This is a genomic window from Aeribacillus sp. JST-2, assembly GCF_056032925.1.
This window is the reverse complement of record NZ_JBVVUU010000003.1, coordinates 44951-68380: the sequence shown is the minus strand read 5'-3', so window position 1 is coordinate 68380 and position 23430 is coordinate 44951. Positions and strand designations below refer to the sequence as shown.

Genomic DNA, 23430 nt, shown 5'->3' with positions numbered 1-23430 from the left:
GCCAAAGGGGAGAGACGATGAAGCCGACGTTGTTATGGAAAATTGGTTTTTTATTTGTTTTTTTAATCTCTTTGCCAAACGCCGTACAAGCGGCTGCCGATGCAGCTTATAAAGAAGGAAACGATGCGGAGGCGTTTCAAAATGAATACATTGCCCAACAAGCGGACAAGCTCGGGCTCGAGGAAGTAACAAAATTTTGGGATGATATTATAAACAAATATGGCGGGTGGCTGCCTGAAAGCCAAAAAGGAAGCTTAATCGATTATATAAGCGGTGAGAAAAAATTTTCGTTGAAGGAATGGATAACAGGAATTTGCAAATTTCTTTTTTACGAAATTATCGCAAATGGCAAACTTCTTGGAACAATTATTCTTTTAACGGTCTTCAGCGCCCTTTTAAAACATTTGCAAAATGCTTTTGAAGGGACAACCATTAGCAAAGTTTCCTACTCGATTTTGTATATGGTTCTTGTCATTTTAGCACTGAACAGTTTTCAAGTAGCAAGTTCGTATGCGATGGAAGCCATTAGAGGGATGACAAATTTTTTGCTTGCTCTCATACCGCTTTTAATTGCTTTGATGGCCTCTTCAGGGGGAATTGCTTCGGCGGCCTTTTTCCATCCAATTACCGTTTTTTTAATGAACGGCAGCGGTATATTGATCGAAAAAATTGTCCTTCCGCTATTGTTATTATCAACCCTTCTATTTTTAGTGAGCACAATGACCGATCATTATAAAGTGACGCATTTGGCAAAATTGCTGCGCAATATCAGCATTGGATTAATTGGAACCTTTTTGACCATCTTTTTGGGCGTGATTTCCGTTCAAGGAGCATCATCCGCCGTTGCTGACGGCATTGCGTTAAGAACAACGAAACTTGTTGCCGGAAATATAATTCCTGTTCTTGGAAAAATGTTTACGGATGCGGCCGACACGATTGTGAGCGCATCGATGCTCTTAAAAAATATCGTTGGCATTTTTGGCCTTGTCATCCTTTTATTCATTGCCGTTTTTCCGGCAATTAAGATTTTAGCTGTTGCATTTATCTATAAATTTGCCGCAGCCATATTGCAGCCTTTGGGAGAGGGAGAAGTGATTTCATGCTTGGATATCATTTCAAAAAGCATCATTTATATTTTTGCGGCGCTTTTGCTGGTTTCATTCATGTTCTTTTTATCCATTACGGTGATTATTGCCGCCAGCAATGTCACGATGATGGTTCGATAGGAGTGAAAATATGGCTTTTTTTACGGAATGGATTCAAAACATTATCTTATTTATTTTTATTGCCGTCCTATTGGATATGATCCTTCCGCGATCTGCCATGGAGAAATATGTAAAAATCATTATGAGCCTTTTATTATTGGCCGTTATGATTGAACCAATATTAAAAATTTTTTCTTATCATTTGCCGCAAATGCTGGCAAATGAAATTCATCAATTTGAAAAAACGGAAGACTCTATAAAAAATTCGATTGAATTTAAGAAAAAAGAAATACAAGCAAAAGATCATGCATATATTTTAGAACAAATGGCTGTCCAAATGGAAAATATGGTGGAAGGGGAGCTGGTAGAAAAATATGGATTAACCGTGAAAGATCTTCAACTTTCTGCCAATACAGATGAGGATCAATTAAAGGAAGTGGAAAAAGTTATCGTGACTATCGGAGAAAAAGAAAATGCGAATTCTGTGGAAATGGTTAAACCTGTGGAAATTGAGCCAGTTTTTCAAAAAGAAGCTGATCAACCAACAATCGAAAATGAAAATGAAAAGGAAATTATTGCCCTGCTTTCAGAAAAATGGGGGCTTTCTCAAGAAAAAATTTCGATTCACATGCAAGGAGGCGATTGAGTGAATGATAGGAAAAATATATTTCAAACATTAGCCTCAAAATTTTCCAGCAGGGATCATAAAAAAAAACTGCCGATCTTTCCATTCATGTTCGTTTTCTTGTTATTGGGCGTTGCCTTTATGATAGTGGGGAGTGTTTTTTCCGATGATGCAGCAACGTTGGAACCGATGAACTCACCAAATGAAAAAGAAGTAGAACCTGTATTTAAACAAACAAGCGATAAAAACACGATCGAACAGTATGAAGAAAGATTTGAAAGCGAATTGAAAGGGGCGCTTGAATCAATCAATGGCATCGGTCAAGTGGAAGTGGTCGTTAATGTCGATTCTACATCTGAGCAGGTGCTGGAGAAAAACCGTGTAATGCACAACCAAACGACGGAGGAGACTGACAAGGAAGGCGGAAGAAGACTCGTCGAAGATAAGTCTGTCGATGAACAAGTTGTGATCATAAGAAAAGGAGAAGAGGAATTACCTGTTGTCACCAAAACGGAAAAACCAAAAATTCGCGGAGTACTTATTGTTGCAGAAGGAGCTGAAAGCGTCCAAGTAAAAAAGATGATTGTCGATGCCGTGACAAGAGTACTTGATGTAAATAGCCACCAAGTTGCTGTGATGCCAAAAAAAGTAAAGGGGGATGGTTGATGTGTTGAAAAAACAAACAGTTTGGCTATTAACGATGTTAAGTTTAGTTGTCGTTTTATCTGTCTATTACATTACTTCACCTGAAGGAGGCACTTCCCAAAACGTTGCATTGACAGGTTCTTCCGAAAATAAGAAGGAGGGCATAAAGGAAAACACCGAAAAAACAGAAACGCAAGAAAAAGAAGGAAACGAAAGTTCGCAGCAAGAGGAACCGCCGCAAGCCAATAACAGCGCAGCAAATGAACAAGACCAAACTGGCAAAGCTGAAAATCAAGATGGATCAATGGTGTCTACAGTTACCGGAGAAGACCTTTTTACTGCTTTGAGAATGGAACTCGAGGATGCGCGGAGCGAACGAAAGCAAGAATTAGAATCAATCATTGGTTCAAATGATGTATCAGCTGAGGAAAAAAGCAAAGCTTATGAAGAAATGCGCCGATTATCCGAATTGGCGGAAAAAGAAAAGGTGCTTGAAACATTAATTAAAACAAAGGGATATGATGATGCATTAGTGCGCGCCGACGGAGATCAAGTGAGAATAACGGTAAAAGCGAAGGAGCTTTCGAAAAAACAAGCGAATGAACTCATTCATATGGTAAAAGATGAAATCCAAACAACGGAAGACGTTCTCGTCACATTGCAAACGGCTGAATAACATGCCCCGTATCCAATCGGGGCTTTTTTACGCATTCATGAAAATAATACAAGAAAGCTTAAATGATAGATTGCGGTTGAATTTTTGCAAAAGATTATCGTATGATTAATGGTAGTTACTTTTAATACTTGATGATAATGCTATATACTTTAAGGAGTGTTTGCAATGCTGAAAATAGAAGAAATCAAGGAATTGATTAAACTGATTGATGAAACAGCAATTGATGAATTTACATATGAATTTGACGGAGCGAAAATTGAATTAAAAAAAAGGAAAGTCGAAGCGTCCTTCGTTGCCAACCAAACCTTTAGCCAGGAAAACGTGCAAGCAAACCTTGCCCCAAAAGCACCCGCTGCACCGGCAAATGCTATTGACGATTCGAAAGCTGCCGTCAAGACGGCTGAAACTGAAGAAAATTCCAGTGAACTCCATAAAATTACCTCCCCGATGGTGGGTACATTCTATGCTTCACCTAAACCAGATGCAGATCCGTATGTTACAATAGGTTCAAAAGTAAAAGAAAATACCGTCGTATGCATAGTGGAAGCAATGAAATTATTTAATGAGATTGAAGCAGAAGTAAAAGGCGAAATCGTGGATGTTTTGGTGGAGAATGGACAGCTCGTAGAATATGGGCAACCATTATTTCTAGTAAAACCGGAGTGAGGGACTTAGAAATGATTAAAAAACTGCTTGTAGCCAACAGAGGAGAAATCGCTGTACGAATCATACGCGCATGCAAAGAGCTGGGGATCGAAACGGTTGCTGTCTATTCGGAAGCCGATAAAGAGGCGCTGCATGTACAGCTTGCCGATGAAGCATATTGCATCGGACCAACAGCTTCTAAAGACAGCTACTTAAACTTTACAAACATTGTCAGTGCTGCTACCTTGACCGGGTCTGACGCCATTCATCCCGGCTACGGTTTTTTAGCGGAAAACGCTGATTTCGCCGAATTGTGCAATGATTGCAATATAATTTTTGTCGGCCCAAGTCCTGAAGCTATCCAAAAAATGGGGGAAAAAGATGTTGCTCGTGAAACGATGAGACAGGCGGGAGTTCCAATTGTGCCTGGTTCAAAAGGAATCATTCAAGATGTTGAGGAGGCCGTTGAGCTTGCCGAAGAAATTGGATATCCCGTCATCATTAAAGCCACGGCTGGCGGAGGCGGAAAAGGGATTCGCGTTGCGCATGACAGGGATAGTTTAAGAAAAGGCATTCAAATTACCCAGCAAGAAGCGCAAACGGCATTCGGCAATCCCGGTGTTTACATTGAAAAATATATTGAAGATTTCCGCCATGTTGAAATTCAAATTCTCGCTGATCATCACGGCAATGTCATTCATCTCGGCGAAAGGGACTGTTCCATTCAAAGACGCTTGCAAAAACTGGTGGAAGAAACCCCATCCCCTGTTCTGACAGAAGAAATGCGAAACAAGATGGGAGAAGCGGCTGTTAAAGCTGCAAAAGCTGTCAATTATGCAGGAGCTGGAACGGTTGAATTCATTTTCGATTACAAAAATCAACAATTTTATTTTATGGAAATGAATACACGAATCCAAGTTGAACATCCTGTTACTGAAATGGTCACAGGCATCGATTTAATCAAAGAACAAATCAAGATTGCCTCCAATGAACCGCTCTCCTACAAACAGGAAGACGTCAAATTTAATGGCTGGGCAATCGAATGTCGGATCAATGCTGAAAACCCTGAAAAAAATTTCATGCCGTCGGCAGGAAAAATTGAAATGTACCTTCCGCCGGGAGGACCCGGGGTTCGAGTGGACTCCGCCTGTTATCCGGGCTACTCCATTCCTCCGTACTATGACTCAATGGTCGCCAAGCTGATTACCCACGGTGCGACAAGAGAAGAAGCGATTGCAAAAATGAAGCGGGCATTAAGCGAGTTTGTGATTGAAGGAGTATATACAACGATTCCTTTTCATAAAAAATTAATGGAACACGAAAAATTTGTCAGCGGAGATTTTAACACAAGGTTCCTTGAACATTACAAGATCATGGAATAATTCGTAGGAGGTGGATCTCATGAAAGAAAATCTTCTTGAGATGAATCATGAGGAAGCAAGTTTGGGAAAAGTAGAGATTGCTCCGGAAGTCATTGAAGTGATTGCAGGCATTGCAGCTTCCGAAATTGAAGGTGTGGCGCAAATGCGCGGGAATTTTGCTTCTGGTGTCGCTGAACGTTTTGGAAAGAAAAACCATGGCAAAGGCGTAAAAGTGGATTTACGGGAAGATGGCATCGTAATCGATGTTTATTGCGTCATGAATTTTGGCGTTTCCATACCGGTTGTTGCGCAAAAAGTGCAAGATAACATCCGCCAAGCGCTTTTAACAATGACTGCGCTTGAAATCAATGAAATCAACATTCACGTTGTTGGAATACAATTTGAGGTTAAATCACAAGAGACGGAAATTGAAGAGGAGATGTAAAAAAAGGGGGACGCCCCCCTTTTTTTATTGAAAAAATAAAAATCATTCTGAATTCTTGCTTCCCATGAACTTTCGTGTACGATAAGGAGCGGAATTGTGATATGATTCATGTAAGACATTTCGACAATTAGGATGAATAAAGGAGAAGGACGATGAAACGGAGAACAGCTAGAAAAAAAGCCTTGCAGGCACTATTTCAAATAGATTTGGCTGATACGCCGCCTGCAGAAGCTATTCAACATGTTTTATCTGACGAGGAACAAGATGAATTTCTGAACAGGCTTGTATTTGGAACAGTCAAATACCAAAAAGAAATTGATGAGTTGATTCAATCAAATTTAGTGAATTGGAAGCTTGAAAGGCTGGCAAATGTTGATCGCGCCATTTTGCGCATGGCTGTTTATGAAATGAAATACGAGCCGGATATTCCTTATAATGTTGCAATTGATGAAGCAATCGAACTTGCCAAAATTTTTGGCGATCATCAGTCAAGCAAATTTGTAAATGGTGTCCTCTCAAATGTAAAAAATGAATTGGAAACAGAGGAGGAAAAACAATGACGGCAGCGATTATTAGCGGCAAAGAATTAGCAAAAGAAAAACGAAGCGAACTCAAAAAAGAGGTCGAACAATTGCAAAAGAAAGGGATTACACCGGGCCTTGTCATTATTTTGGTCGGAAATAACCCCGCTTCTCTCTCTTATATTAAAGGGAAGCAAAAAGCATCGGAAGAGACCGGAGTTTCATTCAAACTTGAACATTTAGACGAAACCGTTTCCCAGGAACAATTGTTGGAACTTATTGATCATTATAATCACGATGACCGCTTTGACGGCATTCTTGTCCAACTTCCTCTTCCAAAGCATATAGACGAAAAAGCGGTGATCGAAAAGATTTCTCCAGAAAAGGATGTTGACGGTTTTCACCCGATCAACATCGGGCGTATGATGACGGGGCAAGATGCATTTTTGCCATGCACGCCTGCCGGAATCGTGGAAATGATTAAATCTGCCAACATTGACATTGCCGGAAAACATGTCGTCGTGGTCGGCAGAAGCAATATTGTCGGCAAACCGGTCGGTCAATTGCTTCTGAACGAACATGCAACAGTTACATATTGCCATTCAAAAACAAAAAATTTGCGGGACATCACAACACAAGCAGATATTTTAATTGTTGCGGTTGGCCGTCCGCAGTTGATCGGAGCAGATGATATAAAAGAAGGTGCCGTTGTCATTGATGTCGGTGTCAATCGTTTGGAAAATGGCAAGCTTGTCGGCGATGTCAATTTTGCAGAAGCGAAAGAGAAAGCAAGCGTCATCACCCCTGTACCTGGGGGAGTCGGACCAATGACGATCACGATGCTCGTCTACAATACGGTAAAATCAGCAAAAAAACGGCTCGGTTAACCAATAAAGGAGCGTTTTCATGGCGGATCGAAAATACGTAACGGTCAAGGCATTGACAAAATATATTAAAATGAAGTTTGATGTCGATCCTCATCTGCAGGATATTTGGGTAAAAGGGGAGCTTTCAAACGTAAAAATTCACGAGCGCGGACATATTTATTTTACGCTAAAAGACGAGCATGCCAGAATGCAGGCTGTCATGTTTTCCAGTTTTAACCGCTCCCTGTCTTTCCGTCCGGAGGAAGGGATGAGCGTTTTTGTGCGCGGTGAGATCACAGTATATGAGCAAGCCGGCGCCTATCAAATGTATGTAAAAGAAATGGAGCCGGATGGCGTCGGCAGCCTTTACCTTGCTTATGAACAACTGAAAAAAAAATTAGCGCAGGAAGGTTTATTTGATCATCGACATAAAAAACCGATTCCTGCTTTTCCAAAATCGATCGGTGTCATTACGTCGCCTTCAGGAGCTGCTGTGCGTGACATCATCACAACCATTAAACGGCGGTATCCCGTGGCAAAAGTGATTGTTCTCCCTGCACTCGTACAAGGCATCCATGCAAGCAGATCAATCGTGAAACAAATTCAGACCGCCAATCAGTTAGGTTTTTTAGATGTGCTGATTTTAGGACGGGGCGGCGGTTCCATTGAGGAGCTTTGGGCATTTAATGAAGAAATAGTGGCGAGGGAGATATTTCAGTCAAAGATCCCGATTATTTCAGCAGTGGGGCATGAAACGGATTTTACAATTGCCGATTTTGTTGCGGACATGCGGGCGCCGACCCCAACGGGAGCAGCCGAGCTGGCAGTGCCGAACATTGCCGATTTGAAGGAGCGGATTCAAGAGCGGAGAATTCGAATGGTCAACTCTTTAAAAGAACGGATAAACAAAGAAAAAATCAAGCTTTCCAGACTAACGACCTCGTATGCATTTAAATATCCGAAAAGACTTTATTTGCAAAAAGAGCAGGAGCTTGATCTTTTGTTAGAACGTTTTCAAAAAGCGGGAAAACGTTATTGGCAAAACCACATGGACCGCTATTTGCTCATAAACAATCGGCTGAATGCAAATCTTTTTTCCGATCGCATTAAGCAAACAAAAGAAAAAATAGTGGAACAAGATCAAAAACTGGTGCGGGAATTAACAAGATTATTGCAACAAAAGGAAGCACGTTTTCAGGCGCTCGTCTCGAAACTTGATGCGTTAAGTCCATTAAAAGTAATGGAAAGAGGGTACAGCCTCGTTTATAAAAAAGACGTTCTCGTTAAAAGTGTTCAGCAAACAGCTCCGGGCGATACTGTCCAAATTAAGCTTCAAGACGGCGCCGTCCACTGTGAAGTATTGAACATTGAGGGGAGAAGACAATGAAAGAGGAAAAAGACATTTCATTTGAAAAAGCGATGGAACAATTAGAATCAATCGTCAAAAAATTAGAAGAAGGGGACGTACCGTTGGAGGAAGCGATTCAATATTTTCAGGAGGGTATGGAACTTTCTAAACTTTGCCACAAAAAGTTAAAAAGGGTGGAAGAGCAGATGGAGTTTATTCTCGAAGACAATGGCGAGATCAAGCCGTTTACACCACAGGAGGACGAATGATTGTGATTTCTATATCAGAATATTTAAAATCGCGAAAAGAAGCTATAGATTCAATTCTCCCGACTTTCATCGAGCAATTGAATGCTCCGAAAACGTTAAAAGACTCGATGCTTTATTCTCTTAATGCCGGAGGAAAAAGATTGCGCCCCGTCCTTTTATTGGCGGTGCTTCATTCATATGGAAAACAAGAAGAGCTCGGGTACAGAACCGCCTGTGCAGTAGAAATGGTTCATACTTATTCGCTCATCCATGATGATCTGCCTTGCATGGATGACGATGATTTGCGGAGAGGTAAACCAACCAATCATAAAGTGTTTGGCGAAGCAATCGCCGTTCTTGCCGGAGACGGTTTGTTGACCGAAAGTTTTCGCGTAATAGCCGATTGCAACCAGCTTTCGGATCCGGTTAAAATCAAATTGATAGCAGAGCTTTCCAAAGCGGCGGGAGCGGAAGGAATGGTCGGTGGACAAACGGCCGACATGGAAGGAGAAAATAAGACCATTTCTTTAGAAGAACTCGAATATATTCACGAGCATAAAACGGCAAAGCTTTTAGAATTTAGCATTGTTGCGGGAGCCATTATTGCCGGTGCGACTGAAGAAGAAATAAAGAAATTGCGCGTTTTTGCCCAACATTTCGGCATCGCTTTTCAAATACGGGATGATATTTTGGATGTTGAAGGAGACGAGAAAAAAATCGGCAAGCCGGTCGGTTCTGACCAAGATAATCATAAAACAACCTACATTTCTCTCCTATCATTGGAAGAGGCCAAGAAAAAGCTGGCAGAGCATATAGCAAAATCTAAGGCGGCTTTGCAGGGATGTTCAATGAATACGGAGCTGCTTTCGTCTTTATGCGATTTTGTCGGCAAAAGAGATTTTTAATCACAATGAATGGACAGCCGGCTATTTGTGGATCTGCGATTCCATTATTGAGTCACTCCTTTTGAATATGATATAATAGAGCTAGAAAAATTCATGGAGTGGTGCAGTATTCTAGTCAGCCCCCCGGTTCTGAAGGCGGGCCTAAAAATCCGCCGAAGGGCACATCGATGAAGTTCCTGGTGTTGGCTTGAGGCGCCCAGCCTTGGGTTGATGCTGGGGGTTAAGGTTAGAGGGCGATCCACAATGGCATGTGGGCGTTGACCCTCTTTCCGCGGAGGCCTGTTTTTCGCATCGGAATGGAAGTCCGTGCGAAATGGGTATGAACCTGTCTTTAGCGCCTTATTGACATCCGACATTGAAGGCTTGAGGCGCGGGCAGCGTAGCCTGCCTTGAGTGGAGTCTGAGGGGATTATGTTGATGAAGGAACTTTTTCATATGGCCAATGAAAAAGCTTCTTTTAAACATATGAAATCAGCTCTGCAAAAGAGGCTAGGAACCGGTCAAAGGCTGTTAGAGGAAAACTCCTAGACTGTTCGCTCTGACATATATAGAGGATTGTAGTGCGGACTAAGTGGCAATCCAGTCTAGCGTTTGGCGACAGCGCTAAGCGGGGTTTAAAGGGAAACCGCCGAAGCGGCAACGCGCGGTACCCTGCTGGGAAAACCTACTGGACCTAAGCCGCAATGTTTACTCTATATATGACCACTCCACTTGATATACATAGTTTAACTAAAGAAATTAGGTGTTATTCATTCAATGATAAAGGAGCTTATTCGCTATTCAATACGATGGAGCTTAGGAATTGCCGTTATCACGTTTGTGTTAGCGGCTCTTTTTTCAATTGTGTCGACTGTCCTTCTTGATGGGGTAGAATGGGCGGTTGGTATGCTGATCGTCTTCGTCATCATTTTGATCGGAATTTTTTTTGATATGCTCGGAATTGCGGCAACGTCTGCAGATGAAGTTCCTTTTCATGCAATGGCGGCGAAACGGGTGAACGGGGCGAAACAAGCGATTCGCATTATCAGGAACGCGGATCGCTTTTCAAACTTTTGCAATGATGTCATTGGTGATATTTCAGGGATTATCAGCGGGACGGCATCGGCTGTTGTCGTAGCCCAATTGGCATTGTCTTTTGTAGAAAAGCAAGCTTCACCTATTGAATTTACGATATCCGTTATTTTTACAAGCATTGTCGCTGCTCTGACGGTTGGTGGCAAAGCATTTGGAAAAGCATTTGCGATCCGTTTTTCAACACCGATTATTTTTTATGTTGGAAAATTGTTTTATTTTCTTGAAACTCGCTTTAAAATTGCTGTGTTGAGTGAGAAAAAAGGGAAAAATCATAAAAAGAAAAAATTAAACAAGAATCGAAAGTGAGTGATCCTTTTGGATCTTTTGTCCATTCAGAGTCCGAAATTTTTAAAAAACATGTCGGTACATGAATTAGAGGAATTAAGCGAGGATATCCGCCGGTTTTTGATCGAAAAGCTATCGGTCACAGGAGGGCATATCGGCCCAAATTTGGGCGTGGTCGAATTGACCATTGCCCTGCATAAAATGTTTGACAGCCCCAAGGATAAATTTATTTGGGATGTCGGCCATCAAGCATATGTTCATAAAATTTTGACGGGGCGCGCAAAAGATTTTGATACGTTAAGACAATATAAAGGAATGTCAGGTTTTCCGAAGCGTTCCGAAAGCGTGCACGATGTTTGGGAAACTGGCCACAGCTCCACTTCATTATCCGCAGCGATGGGAATGGTTATTGCCCGCGACTTAAAAGGGACAGATGAGTATATTGTTCCGATTATCGGAGACGGGGCTTTAACCGGCGGCATGGCTCTCGAGGCGTTGAATCATATTGGCGACGAGCAGAAAGATATCATTGTTGTTTTAAACGATAATGAGATGTCGATTGCTCCAAATGTTGGCGCCCTGCATCACGTATTGGGAAGATTAAGAACAGCCGGTAAATATCATTGGGCGAAGGAAGAACTCGAATATTTGTTGAAAAAAATTCCTGCTGTAGGCGGAAGACTTGCCTCAACTGCCGAACGGCTCAAGGATAGTTTAAAATATTTGTTTGTTTCGGGAATGTTTTTTGAAGAGCTTGGATTTACGTATTTTGGACCAGTCGACGGCCATAACTTTGAAGCGTTGATGGAAAACATAAGTTATGCCAAAAAAACGAAAGGCCCCGTTTTGCTGCATGTCATCACGAAAAAAGGGAAAGGCTATCTTCCAGCGGAAGAAGATAAAATTGGGACGTGGCACGGCACAGGGCCTTATAAAATTGAGACGGGAGCTTTTGTTAAACCGAAAATTTCTGCGCCGTCATGGAGTGAATTAGTTAGTGAAACAGTGCGAAAATTAGCGCGCCAAGATGAACGGATCGTGGCTATTACTCCTGCCATGTCAGTTGGTTCAAAGCTGGAGAAATTTCGGGAAGAGTTTCCCGACAGAATGTTCGATGTCGGCATTGCTGAACAACATGCGGTCACATTGGCGGGCGGGCTTGCTGCTGAGAACATGAAACCTTTCTTGGCGATTTATTCAACCTTTTTGCAGCGTGGATATGACCAAGTTGTGCACGATATATGCAGGCAAAACTTAAATGTCTTTTTTGGCATTGACCGGGCCGGCCTTGTCGGCGCCGATGGCGAAACACACCAAGGGGTGTTTGATATTGCCTTTTTGCGGCATATCCCCAATATGGTATTGATGATGCCAAAGGATGAAAACGAAGGCCAGCATATGGTTTACACCGCCCTTCGGTATGATGACGGGCCGATTGCTCTCCGCTACCCTAGAGGGACGGGACTAGGAGTTCCCCTTGATGAAGAGTTCAAGGAAATTCCGATCGGCAGCTGGGAAGTGCTTGTCAAAGGAATGGATGCTGTCATTTTAACCTTTGGAACAACGATTGAAATGGCGTTAGAAGCGGCGAAAATGCTTGCCAAAAGAAAAATATCTGTCAGAGTAGTCAATGCCCGTTTCATAAAACCTCTCGATGAAAAAATGCTTTTGCAAATTTTTCAAGAAAATATTCCGATTTTAACAGTGGAAGAGGGAGTGCTGGCGGGAGGTTTTGGCAGCGCCGTTTTGGAATTTGCAGAAGAACAAGGCTTTTCCAATACGACAATTAAACGAATGGGGATTCCTGACAGATTTATTGAACATGGAAGCGTATCCCAATTGTTAGAAGAGATCGGACTGACAAAAGAAAAAATTGCGCAACAGATTATGCATATGATACCAAAAAAAGAAAAAGGAATGAAGTATGGCTAAAAAAGAACGTTTGGACGTATTGCTTGTAGAAAGAGGCCTTGTAGAAACGCGGGAAAAAGCGAAACGGACCATTATGGCGGGTTTAGTTTATTCCAATGAGAAAAGGCTTGATAAGCCCGGAGAGAAAGTTGATCATGATATTCCTCTCACAATAAAAGGGAATGCTTTGCCGTATGTGTCGAGGGGCGGTCTGAAGCTTGAAAAAGCATTGAAACAATTTCAGATTAACGTGGCCGATAAAATTATGGTTGATATCGGTTCTTCTACGGGCGGTTTTACTGATTGCGCTTTGCAAAACGGTGCAAAACTATGCTATGCCGTTGACGTCGGCTACAATCAGTTGGATTGGAAATTGCGCAAGGATAAGCGAGTAGTCGTAATGGAACGGACAAACTTCCGCTACGTGACGCCGGCTGATTTTAAGTACGGTCTTCCAGAGTTTGCCACCATTGACGTTTCCTTTATTTCATTAAAATTAATATTGCCGGTACTAAAAGAAATATTAGTTCCTAAAAGTAACTGTGTTGCTTTGGTCAAACCGCAATTTGAAGCGGGTAAGGAAAAAGTAGGAAAAAAAGGGGTTGTCAAAGATCCTTTTGTTCATGAAGAAGTCTTGCGTGATATACAATCGTTTGCCGTAAAAATTGGTTTTGATTGCATGAATATTTCTTATTCCCCCATAACCGGCGGCAGTGGAAACATTGAATTTTTGCTTCACCTTTATTGGGAAGGATGCAAAGAAAAAGGTGAAAAAAAAATTCCAAACAACGTCGAAGAAATTGTCCGAGAAGCTCATGCCACATTAAGAGGAAAACAGGGATAACAGCCGCAGTTATTCCTGTTTTTCTATGCAGCTTTCATGAAAAAACGAAAAAGAGGTGATTGAATGACAAAAGGACAGCGCCATATAAAAATTCGCGAGCTAGTCACCAATTTTGAGATTGAAACACAGGATGAGCTCGTCGAAATGCTGAAAGAATCAGGCTTTAATGTAACACAAGCAACAGTTTCCAGAGATATAAAAGAATTGCATTTAGTGAAGGTTCCGACAACTGACGGCCGTTACAAATACAGCCTTCCCGCTGATCAACGTTTTAATCCGCTGCAAAAACTGAAAAGGGCGTTGATGGATGCCTTTGTAAAAATTGATTCTGCCGGCCATTTGCTCGTGATGAAAACAATGCCGGGTAATGCGAATGCCATCTGTGCTCTGATTGATGTCCTAGAATGGGATGAAATAGTGGGAACGATTTCCGGAGATGATACTATTTTGATGATTTGCCGGACGAACGAAGATGCGGAAACGTTGACTAAAAGAATTTTGGACATGCTTTAAAATAACCTTGGGGTGAACGCGATGTTATCGGAGTTATCCATTAAAAATTTTGCCATCATCGAATCATTAACACTTTCTTTTGAAAAGGGATTAACGGTGTTAACTGGGGAAACGGGAGCGGGGAAATCGATCATCATAGATGCCATATCCCTTCTTGTCGGCGGCCGCGGTTCATCTGAATTTGTAAGAGCTGGCGAAAAACGGGCTGAATTAGAAGGATTGTTTTTCTTGGAAGAAGAAAACCATCCATGCATCTTCAAATGCCGGGAACTCGGGATTGATGCGGATGATGGGATGGTCGTTTTACGCAGAGATATTTCCGCTAACGGCAAAAGTATTTGCCGCATTAACGGAAAACTTGTTACGCTTGGAATTCTTCGGGAGATCGGCAGCACGCTCGTGAATATTCACGGCCAGCATGATCACCAAGAGCTTATGGATGAACAGAAGCATCTTCATCTTCTTGATGAGTATGGCGGGGAAGAGTTGAAAAAAGCAAAAGATGCATACCTAGTGCTTTATCAAAAATATGTTGAATTAACAAAACGGTTAAAGGCATTATCTGAAAATGAGCAGCAAATGGCCCATCGGCTCGATTTATTGAAATTTCAATTAAAGGAAATTGAAAGTGCCGATTTAAAAGCTGGCGAAGACGTCAATCTCCAAGAAGAACGCCAGCAATTAACCAATTTTGAAAAAATTTATGAAGCTTTAAAAAACTGTTATGAAGCGCTTCAAGGGGAACAGCGCGGACTGGATTTTCTCGGCCTTGCGATGAGCCATTTAGAAGAAGCGGCAGAAATGAACGATAAATTAAAACCGCTTTCTGATACGTTGTCCAACAGTTTTTATATGATCGAGGATTTGATTTTTCAACTAAGAAATGAATTGGAAAATATGGAGTTTGATCCGGAACGGTTAAATATGATTGAAGAACGGCTCAATGTCATCCATCGTCTAAAACGAAAATATGGACAGTCTGTTGAAGAAATTTTAAAGTATGCCGTAGAAATTGAAGAAGAAATCGATGCCATAGAAAATAGAGAAAGCCATGTCCAAACCATCCGAAAAGAGATCGAATCGGTTGTGAAAGATTTGCTGGTGGAAGCGAAAAATTTATCGGCGCTGAGAAAAAAATATGCCAAAAAATTAGTTGCTCAAGTTACCGCTGAATTAAAGCAATTATATATGGATAAAACCATTTTCGAGGTTCAGTTTTCATCTAGAGAAGGCAGCCGTTTATCATTCATCAATGGAACTAATGCCCATTTTGACAGCAATGGAATTGATATGGTGGAGTTTTACTTGTCAACGAATCCGGGCGAACCGCTTAAACCGCTCGGAAAAATCGTTTCCGGCGGTGAACTGTCGCGAATCATGCTTGCTTTAAAAGCCATTTTTTCCAAGCATCAAGGGATCACTTCCATCATTTTTGACGAGGTGGATACGGGTGTAAGCGGACGGGTAGCGCAAGCGATAGGAAAGAAAATTTACCAAGTTTCGGTTGGCTCTCAAGTCCTTTGCATTACCCATCTTCCTCAAGTGGCGGCAATGGCTGATACCCATCTTTTGATATCGAAAAAAGTGACAAAACAGGGAAGAACGAAAACGATCGTTCATCCGCTTTCCGATGAGGAAAAAATTAACGAAATTAGCCGAATGATTGCTGGAGATGAGGTCACAGAATTATCAAAGCAGCATGCAAAAGAAGTTTTAGAGCTTGCCGTTTCAGCCAAAACTCCTTAGGAAAATAATTTCTTGCCGGCTCGGGTTATAAATCGTCTCGCTCCAGGAAAGATTAAAGAATGTAGCCATGTGATATGGATCATATGGTGTGGGTTAGGAGCGAGGAGAGTGAAGAAATGAAAGAAGATGCCATTAGAAAGATAATTGGAACAATTCTCCTTGTTTCTTTCATCGCTTTCAGTTTTTCCAAAGAATTTCGCGGATATTTAAACATTCCGAAGCAAATCGCAATTTTTCAAGGTGAAGCCTATACGATAAAAAATACAATCCCGGCACAAAAGGAAGTATATGCCCAAAACGCTTTTCAAGTGGAAAATGACGGCAAAGACTTGAAATTGAAGGGAAATAAAGAAGGCAGCGGCGAAATTGTCTATAAACTTGGCAATGTGCCGATAAAAAAAGTAAATGTCAACGTTTTGAAGGAATTAAAAGTTGTTCCAGGCGGGCAATCCATCGGTGTGAAATTAAACACATTAGGTGTTCTCGTTGTCGGATATCACCAAATTGAAACGGAAGCAGGGAAAAAATCTCCCGGAGAAGAAGCAGGGATTGAAGTAGGTGATGTCATTACCAAAATTAACGGGAAAAGAATCGAAAAAATGAGTGATGTCGCCCCATTTATCCAAAAAGCTGGAACAAATGGAGAAGCGCTGGAGATTGAAGTAAAACGCAATGATCGACAATTCAAAGCAAAACTGTTGCCTGTAAAAGATCAAAAAGACAATGAATACCGCATTGGCCTTTATATAAGGGATTCCGCCGCCGGAATTGGAACGATGACATTTTTTGATCCAAAAACGAAAAAATACGGGGCATTGGGCCACGTTATTTCTGATATGGACACGAAAAAACCGCTTGTTGTGGAAAACGGAAAAATTGTTCAATCCACCGTAACTTCCATTCAAAAAGGGAGAGGCGGAAGTCCAGGGGAAAAATTAGCGAGATTTTCCGATGAACAGGAAGTAATCGGCGTGATTACAAAAAACAGTCCATTTGGGATCTTCGGCAAATTGCACAAACAGATTGCCAATGGCATCATGGATAAGCCGATTCCTGTTGCATTATCAAATGAAGTGAAAAAGGGTCCAGCAAAAATTTTAACAGTTGTGGAAAAAAACAAAGTACAGTCTTTTGATGTAGAAATTGTCAGCATTGTTAACCAAAAATTTCCAGCAACAAAAGGAATGGTTATTAAAGTTACGGATAAAGAACTGCTCAAAAAAACCGGTGGGATTGTTCAAGGCATGAGCGGCAGTCCGATCATTCAAAATGGAAAGCTAGTCGGCGCCGTTACTCATGTGTTTGTCAATGATCCGGCTTCCGGATACGGCGTTCATATTGAATGGATGCTTCAAGATGCGGGCATTCATATTTATGGCAATCAAAAAGCGAGTTAACTTGCTCGCTTTTTTCTTTCATCCAAGATAAAATTGGAATAAAATTTTTCGACATGCATATCTATATAATCGAAAATGAAAGAAAAAAGGAGAAATTTGATGAAAGGCTTAAATTTTTCCGCTTTTTTAAAAAAATAAGAGGAATCTAATCAAAGTTGTCGAAAGTAACATTAAGAAAATGGTTTGTATATTTTTGTAAAAATAGATTGGGAGGAAGTACGTGTGGAAAAAATAAAAGTGGTGATCGTGGACGATAATCGAGAATTGGTACATTTATTGGAAGAATATTTATCAAGTCAAGATGACATGGAAGTGATAGGAGTAGCTTACAACGGGCAAGAATGTTTGAACATTTTAAAAGAAAAAAATCCGGATGTACTTGTGTTGGATATTATCATGCCGCATCTTGATGGTTTGGCCGTTCTGCAAAAAATAAAAGGACTCAATACAGCCAAAAAACCAAATGTCATCATGCTGACAGCTTTTGGCCAAGAGGATGTGACGAAAAAAGCAGTCGACCTCGGGGCGGCATATTTTATATTAAAACCGTTTGACATGGAGCAGCTAGCAAACAATATACGCCAAGTAAGCGGGAAAACAACTTCGGCTCTCACGAAAAATTCCGTTTTGCACTCATCATCGATTTCCGAACATAAACATAGCAACTTAGATGCCAGCATTACAAGCATCATTCATGAAATTGGCGTTCCGGCGCATATAAAAGGCTATTTATATTTGAGGGAAGCTATATCCATGGTATATAATGATATTGAACTTTTGGGCTCCATTACGAAAGTCCTTTATCCGGATATCGCCAAAAAATATAATACAACAGCAAGCCGCGTAGAAAGAGCAATCCGCCACGCGATTGAAGTCGCTTGGAGCCGCGGCAACATCGAGTCGATTTCTTCTCTGTTCGGCTACACCGTCAGCATGTCGAAAGCAAAACCGACAAACTCAGAATTCATTGCGATGGTGGCAGATAAGCTGAGACTGGAGCATAAGGCGAGTTGACTGACCGTGGGATAGCGGCATTTTGACGGAGCCGCAAAAAACAGGCTGATTAACGAATATGAGAATGTACTGAAGGTTATTAATGGGAGCGTCCTCTTTATTGGAGTTTTAAGAAATTCCGGTAGGAGGGCGTTTTTATTTTGCGGATTTTTGAATCGAGTGATGGATTGCAGGAAACGTCGGTTTTCCGCAAATCAATGCGAAGCTACGGGCAACATTGCGGAGGTTTTTTAGACGAAAAAATTAGGGGAATCTGTGTGATGGTATCGGAGAAATAAAACCGCAACGGAATTTATAAGCTTTTCCTCTGAAGGAGAGTTATTTTACTTTTTTATTATTGGCATTCAATAGCAATATAAGAAGTCTAATCATTGCAAGAATAAATAGAGCTTATAGAATATTGTTCACCCAATTAATGGTATTATATTGAATGAAATCGAACATTGACAATAAAGCAAATAGGACTGCACCCAAAACAACGAATATTGTGATCTCCCTTTCCATAAAATTCCCCTTTACAAATATTTATTTACTCTAGGCCATATGTTAAATCGATATTTCTGCTCATTTTCCATGTAAGTTTATTTTCTAAAATAGCGTGGGTACCATTATTTTCTTCACAAGCAGAAGATCTTGTGGAAAATATAGGTAATACTCAGAACATGAACTGAAAAGAGGAAATGCAGATGATAAAAACAACAGGGGAGAAGTGCAAAATTTACGATTTACTGCCAGATTTTTGTCTTTTAAAAAGAATACAAGGTAGACGGCAAAATATATTAAAAAAATGAGGACAACTCCTGACAAACACCGTATAAACCACCGTTTATCTTATCGTTCATTGCAATGGTGGCCGATAAGCTGAGACTGAAGCATAAGGCTTCCTAAAGCAGAAAAAACTTGGTCTAGACGGAAAATGAAATAAACAAGCGAAAACCCCTGCACAATCGATGTGACAGGCATTCGATTGTGCAGAGGAAGCTGGGAAATGATGCAGGCTCTCTTTCAAAGCACGTGATTAGTTGAAAATCGAAAATTCGCCTATATTTCGAATAGAAATTGCTTTACACAAAAAAATCGCTGCATTAACTTTTAAAATGAGATCCACTAATCGATTAGGCACGGCGGTTTCCTTTTTTTTGAAATCGAGCCTGCACTTTATTTCGTTTTCGATCTCGATGCAAAATAAATCCGCCGATAAAAGAAAGACCTGCAATAAAAAAGAAAAAACCGGCTAAAAATTGCAGCCAAAGAAATGGATATGGCGGCTGCAATATTCCAAACAGCATATCCCTCATCAATTTTATCCCGTAAACCGCAAAAATGCCGGGAATGACCATAATCATGAGCGCAATGAACCGAATCATTCTTTTGATTATCCTTTCTATATAGAAAAATTTACGGATCAATTTCATTTTTACGGGCATATAGAGATTTGTCAACAGTTATAAACATGTTATGATGAAGATATACTGTTGATTTGGACAAACAAAATCAGCGATTGGAAATAAATATGGAAAACATAAACAATGAATACGCATTCGTTCGTTTTTTTGCTCGTTTTAAGTCTAAATCATTGCAAGAGCTTGGTGAACAAATGATAATTAGAATGTATGTCCGACGCTTTTCAATGTTATCCTGTAAATGGAAGTGTTTGAAATAAGCTTCATCGAGTAAAAAGTTTTTCTGGAATATGGATGTACCCAAGGAAGGAGAATTTCATGGCGAAAGAGTACGATTTAGTGGTTTTGGGAGGAGGAACCGGCGGTTATGTCGCCGCTATCAGAGCTTCCCAGCTTGGTTTAAAAACAGCTATTGTCGAAAAAGAAAAGCTAGGCGGCACCTGCCTGCACGCCGGCTGCATTCCAAGCAAAGCGCTTTTAAAAAGTGCGGAAGTTTTCGCACAAACGAAAAGAAGCATGGAATTTGGCATCGAAACAGCGGGAATTAAACTCAATTTCCAAAAAGTTCAACAGCGAAAAGAAAAAATCGTCCGACAGCTCCATCAAGGGGTTCAGCAATTAATGAAAAAAGGAAAAATCGATGTGTTCAAAGGCATTGGACGTATTTTAGGACCGTCTATTTTTTCTCCGCAGACAGGAGCCATTTCTGTTGAGATGGAAAACGGCGCAGAAAATGAAATCTTGCTCCCTAAAAACGTCATTATTGCAACTGGATCCCGTCCAAGATTCTTGCCGGGATTTTCGGTTGACGGCGAAACCATTTTAACATCAAATGAGGCGCTGCAGCTGCAACATCTTCCATCTTCCATCATTATAGTTGGCGGGGGAGTTATCGGGGTTGAATGGGCTTCAATGTTTTCCGATTTTGATGTTGAAGTGACAGTTGTCGAATATACCGACCATATTTTGCCAGCTGAAGATGTTGAAATCGCAAGAGAGATGGAGAAGCAGTTAAAAAAGAAAAACGTCCGCATTTTGACAGGAGCCAAAATTTTGACGGAAAAAACGGATGTTCAAAATGGTGTTACCATATTTGTTGAGCATAAAGGCCAAGAGTTGCAATTGCATGGCGAAAAATTGCTTTTATCCGTTGGAAGAATAGGAAATACGGAAGGAATTGGCCTGGAAAATACGGAAATTGAAATAAATGATGGGTTTATTGTCACAAACGAGTTTTATCAAACGAGGGAATCACATATTTATGCGATTGGAGATGTCATCGGCGGTCTTCAACTTGCCCATGTCGCTTCACAGGAAGGAATCCGTGCTGTAGAGCATTTAGCAGGCGAAAACCCTGCTCCCATCAATTACAGGCAAGTTGCAAGATGCATTTATTCAAATCCTGAAGTGGCCAGTATTGGATTAACAGAAAAAGAAGCGATAAACCAAGGCTATCAGATTAAAGTCGGGAAATTCCCTTTTCGAGGAAACGGCAAAGCGCTCGTTTTCGGGCAATCGGAAGGTTTTGTTAAAATAATTGTTGATCAAAAAACAGATGATCTTTTAGGCATACATATGATCGGACCTCATGCCACGGATCTGATCTCCGAAGGAAGTCTGGCTCTTTTTCTCGACGCGACGCCTTGGGAAATCTCGCATTCAATTCATCCTCATCCAACATTGTCAGAAGCGATCATGGAAGCGGCTCTTGCAGCAGATGGGAAATCGATACATTTATAAAGTTTTAGGAGGTCTCCACATGCCAAAAAATCGCCATTTATCTTTAGGATTAAGCGATCAAGATGTTTTAAACATGTATGAAACAATGCTCCTGTCTAGAAAAATCGATGAACGGATGTGGCTTTTGAACCGTTCAGGGAAGATCCCCTTTGTAATTTCGTGCCAAGGACAGGAAGGCGCCCAAGTCGGTGCAGCCTTCGCATTGGACAAAACAAAGGATTACATTCTCCCCTATTATCGTGATGTTGGGGTTGTGCTGCACTTCGGGATGACAGCAAAAGAATTGATGTTGTCTGCTTTTGCTAAAGCCGAAGATCCTAATTCTGGGGGGCGGCAAATGCCGGGGCATTTCGGACAAAAGAAAAATAGGATTGTGACGGGCTCTTCGCCTGTTACGACACAAGTGCCGCATGCGGTTGGCATAGCGTTGGCGGCCAAAATGGAGAAAAAGGATTTTGTCGCCTTTGTCACGTTTGGAGAAGGGTCTTCCAATCAAGGCGATTTTCATGAAGGGGCGAATTTTGCCGGGGTACATAAATTACCGGTTATTTTTATGTGCGAAAACAATCAATACGCCATTAGCGTTCCGGCGCATAAGCAATTGGCTTGCGAAAAAGTATCAGATCGGGCGATTGGGTACGGTATGCCAGGTATCACGGTAGACGGAAACGACCCTCTTGAAGTATATAAAGTCGTTAAAGAAGCGAGGGAAAGAGCTGTCAGCGGAGAAGGACCGACTTTAATTGAAACGATTGTGTGCAGGATGACTCCTCATTCCAGTGACGACGATGACCGCAGCTACCGGTCAAAAGAAGAAATTGAAAAGGCAAAAAGCAATGATCCGATTTTAATTTTTTCAAAATACTTGCGGGAAGTCGGATTGTTAAATGATCAGATAGAAAAAGAAATGGTCACGAAAATCATGAATATGATTGATGATGCAACTGATTATGCCGAAAAGGCAGCTTATGCTGCACCTGAAAATGCTCTTAAATATGTGTACGGGGACTGAAGGAGGAAAGATCATGCCAATCATGTCATATATTGAAGCAGTTACGGCAGCACTTCGGGAAGAAATGGAACGGGATGAAAAAGTATTTATTCTCGGGGAGGATGTCGGTAAAAAAGGAGGGGTGTTCAAAGCCACACAAGGGTTGTACGAAAAATTTGGAGAAGAACGGGTCATTGATGCTCCGCTGGCTGAATCCGCGATTGCCGGTGTCGGCATAGGAGCGGCTATGTACGGACTGCGTCCTGTTTGTGAAATGCAATTTGCTGATTTTATCATGCCTGCTGTCAATCAAATTATTTCAGAAGCGGCAAAAATTCGATATCGCTCAAATAACGATTGGAACTGTCCGATAACGATTCGAGCGCCGTTTGGGGGAGGAGTTCATGGAGCGTTATATCATTCCCAGTCCGTTGAAGCCGTTTTTGCCAACCAGCCGGGTTTGAAAATTGTTATTCCTTCCACCCCATATGATGTAAAAGGATTATTAAAAGCCGCCATTCGCGATGATGATCCTGTTTTGTTTTTTGAGCATAAGAGGGCATACAGGCTGATTAAGGGAGAAGTACCGGAAGATGATTATGTCTTGCCGATCGGGAAAGCGGATGTCAAACTTGAAGGAGACGATATAACAGTAATTACATATGGGCTTTGCGTCCATTTTGCCTTGCAAGCTGCAGAACGTTTAGCGAAAGATGGCATTTCCGTCCATCTTTTAGACTTAAGAACGGTGTATCCGCTTGATCAGGAAGCCATTATTGAGGCAGCAGCCAAAACAGGCAAAGTGCTCCTTATTACAGAAGATAATAAAGAAGGCAGCATCATGAGTGAAGTATCGGCCATTATTGCCGAACATTGTTTATTCGATCTCGATGCTCCGATTAAAAGACTTGCAGCGCCTGATGTGCCCGCGATGCCGTATGCCCCGACAATGGAGAAATTTTTTATGATCAATCCTGATAAAATCGAAAAAGCTATGCGGGAATTGGCGGAGTTTTGAGGTT

The 23430-nt window shown here is 41.3% G+C and carries 23 protein-coding genes; 22 read left to right on the top strand and 1 reads right to left on the bottom strand.

Translation table 11 applies throughout. The features are described from left to right. Positions 1 to 17: 17 nt before the first annotated feature. The 19 genes from spoIIIAE to spo0A all read left to right on the top strand — a co-directional run bounded on the left by spoIIIAE (position 18) and on the right by spo0A (position 18274). Complete coding sequence (gene spoIIIAE, locus AC0KTX_RS02565; RefSeq protein ID WP_474250671.1) at positions 18 to 1226, top strand: stage III sporulation protein AE; 1209 nt, start codon at positions 18 to 20, stop codon at positions 1224 to 1226. 10 nt (positions 1227 to 1236) lie between these two features. Further along, on the top strand, positions 1237 to 1851 hold the full coding sequence (spoIIIAF, locus tag AC0KTX_RS02560) for a stage III sporulation protein AF (protein WP_474250670.1): 615 nt from the start codon (positions 1237 to 1239) through the stop codon (positions 1849 to 1851). Beyond that, positions 1852 to 2496 carry a stage III sporulation protein AG gene (spoIIIAG, locus tag AC0KTX_RS02555; RefSeq protein ID WP_474250669.1) on the top strand — a complete coding sequence of 215 codons (645 nt, stop codon included), beginning with the start codon at positions 1852 to 1854 and terminating at the stop codon, positions 2494 to 2496. A gap of 1 nt (position 2497) precedes the next feature. Next, positions 2498 to 3151, top strand: a complete 654-nt coding sequence (locus tag AC0KTX_RS02550; RefSeq protein ID WP_474250668.1) for a SpoIIIAH-like family protein — start codon at positions 2498 to 2500, stop codon at positions 3149 to 3151. Positions 3152 to 3316: 165 nt separating this feature from the next. Further along, the gene (accB, locus tag AC0KTX_RS02545) at positions 3317 to 3817 is read left to right on the top strand and encodes an acetyl-CoA carboxylase biotin carboxyl carrier protein (protein ID WP_474250667.1); all 501 of its coding nucleotides are present in this window, start codon (positions 3317 to 3319) and stop codon (positions 3815 to 3817) included. Between the two features lie 11 nt (positions 3818 to 3828). Further along, positions 3829 to 5178, top strand: a complete 1350-nt coding sequence (gene accC, locus AC0KTX_RS02540; protein WP_474250666.1) for an acetyl-CoA carboxylase biotin carboxylase subunit — start codon at positions 3829 to 3831, stop codon at positions 5176 to 5178. Between the two features lie 19 nt (positions 5179 to 5197). After that, a complete protein-coding gene (locus tag AC0KTX_RS02535) occupies positions 5198 to 5602 on the top strand; it encodes an Asp23/Gls24 family envelope stress response protein (protein ID WP_474250665.1) in 405 nt (134 codons plus the stop codon). A 152-nt stretch (positions 5603 to 5754) separates the two neighbouring features. Continuing rightward, positions 5755 to 6162 (top strand): transcription antitermination factor NusB, encoded by a 408-nt coding sequence (gene nusB, locus AC0KTX_RS02530; RefSeq protein ID WP_474250664.1) that lies wholly within the window; start codon positions 5755 to 5757, stop codon positions 6160 to 6162. Beyond that, positions 6159 to 7010 carry a bifunctional methylenetetrahydrofolate dehydrogenase/methenyltetrahydrofolate cyclohydrolase FolD gene (gene folD / locus AC0KTX_RS02525; protein ID WP_474250663.1) on the top strand — a complete coding sequence of 284 codons (852 nt, stop codon included), beginning with the start codon at positions 6159 to 6161 and terminating at the stop codon, positions 7008 to 7010. Before nusB ends, folD begins: the two co-directional genes overlap by 4 nt. Before the next feature lie 19 nt (positions 7011 to 7029). Continuing rightward, positions 7030 to 8376, top strand: a complete 1347-nt coding sequence (gene xseA, locus AC0KTX_RS02520) for an exodeoxyribonuclease VII large subunit (RefSeq protein WP_474250662.1) — start codon at positions 7030 to 7032, stop codon at positions 8374 to 8376. Continuing rightward, positions 8373 to 8606 carry an exodeoxyribonuclease VII small subunit gene (locus tag AC0KTX_RS02515; RefSeq protein WP_474250661.1) on the top strand — a complete coding sequence of 78 codons (234 nt, stop codon included), beginning with the start codon at positions 8373 to 8375 and terminating at the stop codon, positions 8604 to 8606. Before xseA ends, AC0KTX_RS02515 begins: the two co-directional genes overlap by 4 nt. Further along, positions 8606 to 9490, top strand: coding sequence for a polyprenyl synthetase family protein (locus AC0KTX_RS02510; protein ID WP_474250794.1), 885 nt, complete (start codon positions 8606 to 8608; stop codon positions 9488 to 9490). The genes AC0KTX_RS02515 and AC0KTX_RS02510 overlap by 1 nt, the downstream gene beginning before the upstream one ends. A 756-nt stretch (positions 9491 to 10246) precedes the next feature. Then, a complete protein-coding gene (locus tag AC0KTX_RS02505; protein ID WP_474250660.1) occupies positions 10247 to 10870 on the top strand; it encodes a hypothetical protein in 624 nt (207 codons plus the stop codon). 9 nt (positions 10871 to 10879) lie between these two features. Beyond that, on the top strand, positions 10880 to 12781 hold the full coding sequence (gene dxs, locus AC0KTX_RS02500; protein ID WP_474250793.1) for a 1-deoxy-D-xylulose-5-phosphate synthase: 1902 nt from the start codon (positions 10880 to 10882) through the stop codon (positions 12779 to 12781). Beyond that, on the top strand, positions 12774 to 13604 hold the full coding sequence (locus AC0KTX_RS02495) for a TlyA family RNA methyltransferase (RefSeq protein WP_474250659.1): 831 nt from the start codon (positions 12774 to 12776) through the stop codon (positions 13602 to 13604). The genes dxs and AC0KTX_RS02495 overlap by 8 nt, the downstream gene beginning before the upstream one ends. 63 nt (positions 13605 to 13667) lie before the next feature. Beyond that, a complete protein-coding gene (gene ahrC, locus AC0KTX_RS02490) occupies positions 13668 to 14117 on the top strand; it encodes a transcriptional regulator AhrC/ArgR (RefSeq protein ID WP_474250658.1) in 450 nt (149 codons plus the stop codon). A 21-nt stretch (positions 14118 to 14138) separates the two neighbouring features. Continuing rightward, positions 14139 to 15863 carry a DNA repair protein RecN gene (recN, locus tag AC0KTX_RS02485; protein ID WP_474250657.1) on the top strand — a complete coding sequence of 575 codons (1725 nt, stop codon included), beginning with the start codon at positions 14139 to 14141 and terminating at the stop codon, positions 15861 to 15863. Between the two features lie 116 nt (positions 15864 to 15979). Beyond that, a complete protein-coding gene (spoIVB, locus tag AC0KTX_RS02480; protein WP_474250656.1) occupies positions 15980 to 17260 on the top strand; it encodes a SpoIVB peptidase in 1281 nt (426 codons plus the stop codon). Between the two features lie 222 nt (positions 17261 to 17482). After that, positions 17483 to 18274, top strand: coding sequence for a sporulation transcription factor Spo0A (gene spo0A, locus AC0KTX_RS02475; protein ID WP_474250655.1), 792 nt, complete (start codon positions 17483 to 17485; stop codon positions 18272 to 18274). Positions 18275 to 19389: 1115 nt separating this feature from the next. On the opposite strand, the gene AC0KTX_RS02470 is transcribed toward spo0A, so the two are convergent. Then, positions 19390 to 19641, bottom strand: a complete 252-nt coding sequence (locus AC0KTX_RS02470; protein WP_474250654.1) for a DUF2627 domain-containing protein — start codon at positions 19639 to 19641, stop codon at positions 19390 to 19392. Positions 19642 to 19995: 354 nt separating this feature from the next. Between AC0KTX_RS02470 and lpdA the strand changes: the two genes are divergently transcribed. Genes lpdA through AC0KTX_RS02455 form a run of 3 tightly spaced genes read left to right on the top strand, consistent with a single transcriptional unit; the run spans position 19996 to position 23426 of the window. Then, positions 19996 to 21417 (top strand): dihydrolipoyl dehydrogenase, encoded by a 1422-nt coding sequence (lpdA, locus tag AC0KTX_RS02465; RefSeq protein WP_474250653.1) that lies wholly within the window; start codon positions 19996 to 19998, stop codon positions 21415 to 21417. Between the two features lie 19 nt (positions 21418 to 21436). Next, positions 21437 to 22429: a thiamine pyrophosphate-dependent dehydrogenase E1 component subunit alpha gene (locus tag AC0KTX_RS02460; protein WP_474250652.1), complete on the top strand. Its 993-nt coding sequence runs from the start codon at positions 21437 to 21439 to the stop codon at positions 22427 to 22429. A 13-nt stretch (positions 22430 to 22442) separates the two neighbouring features. After that, entirely contained in the window at positions 22443 to 23426 is a 984-nt protein-coding gene (locus tag AC0KTX_RS02455) for an alpha-ketoacid dehydrogenase subunit beta (RefSeq protein WP_474250651.1), read from the top strand. Positions 23427 to 23430 lie beyond the last annotated feature (4 nt).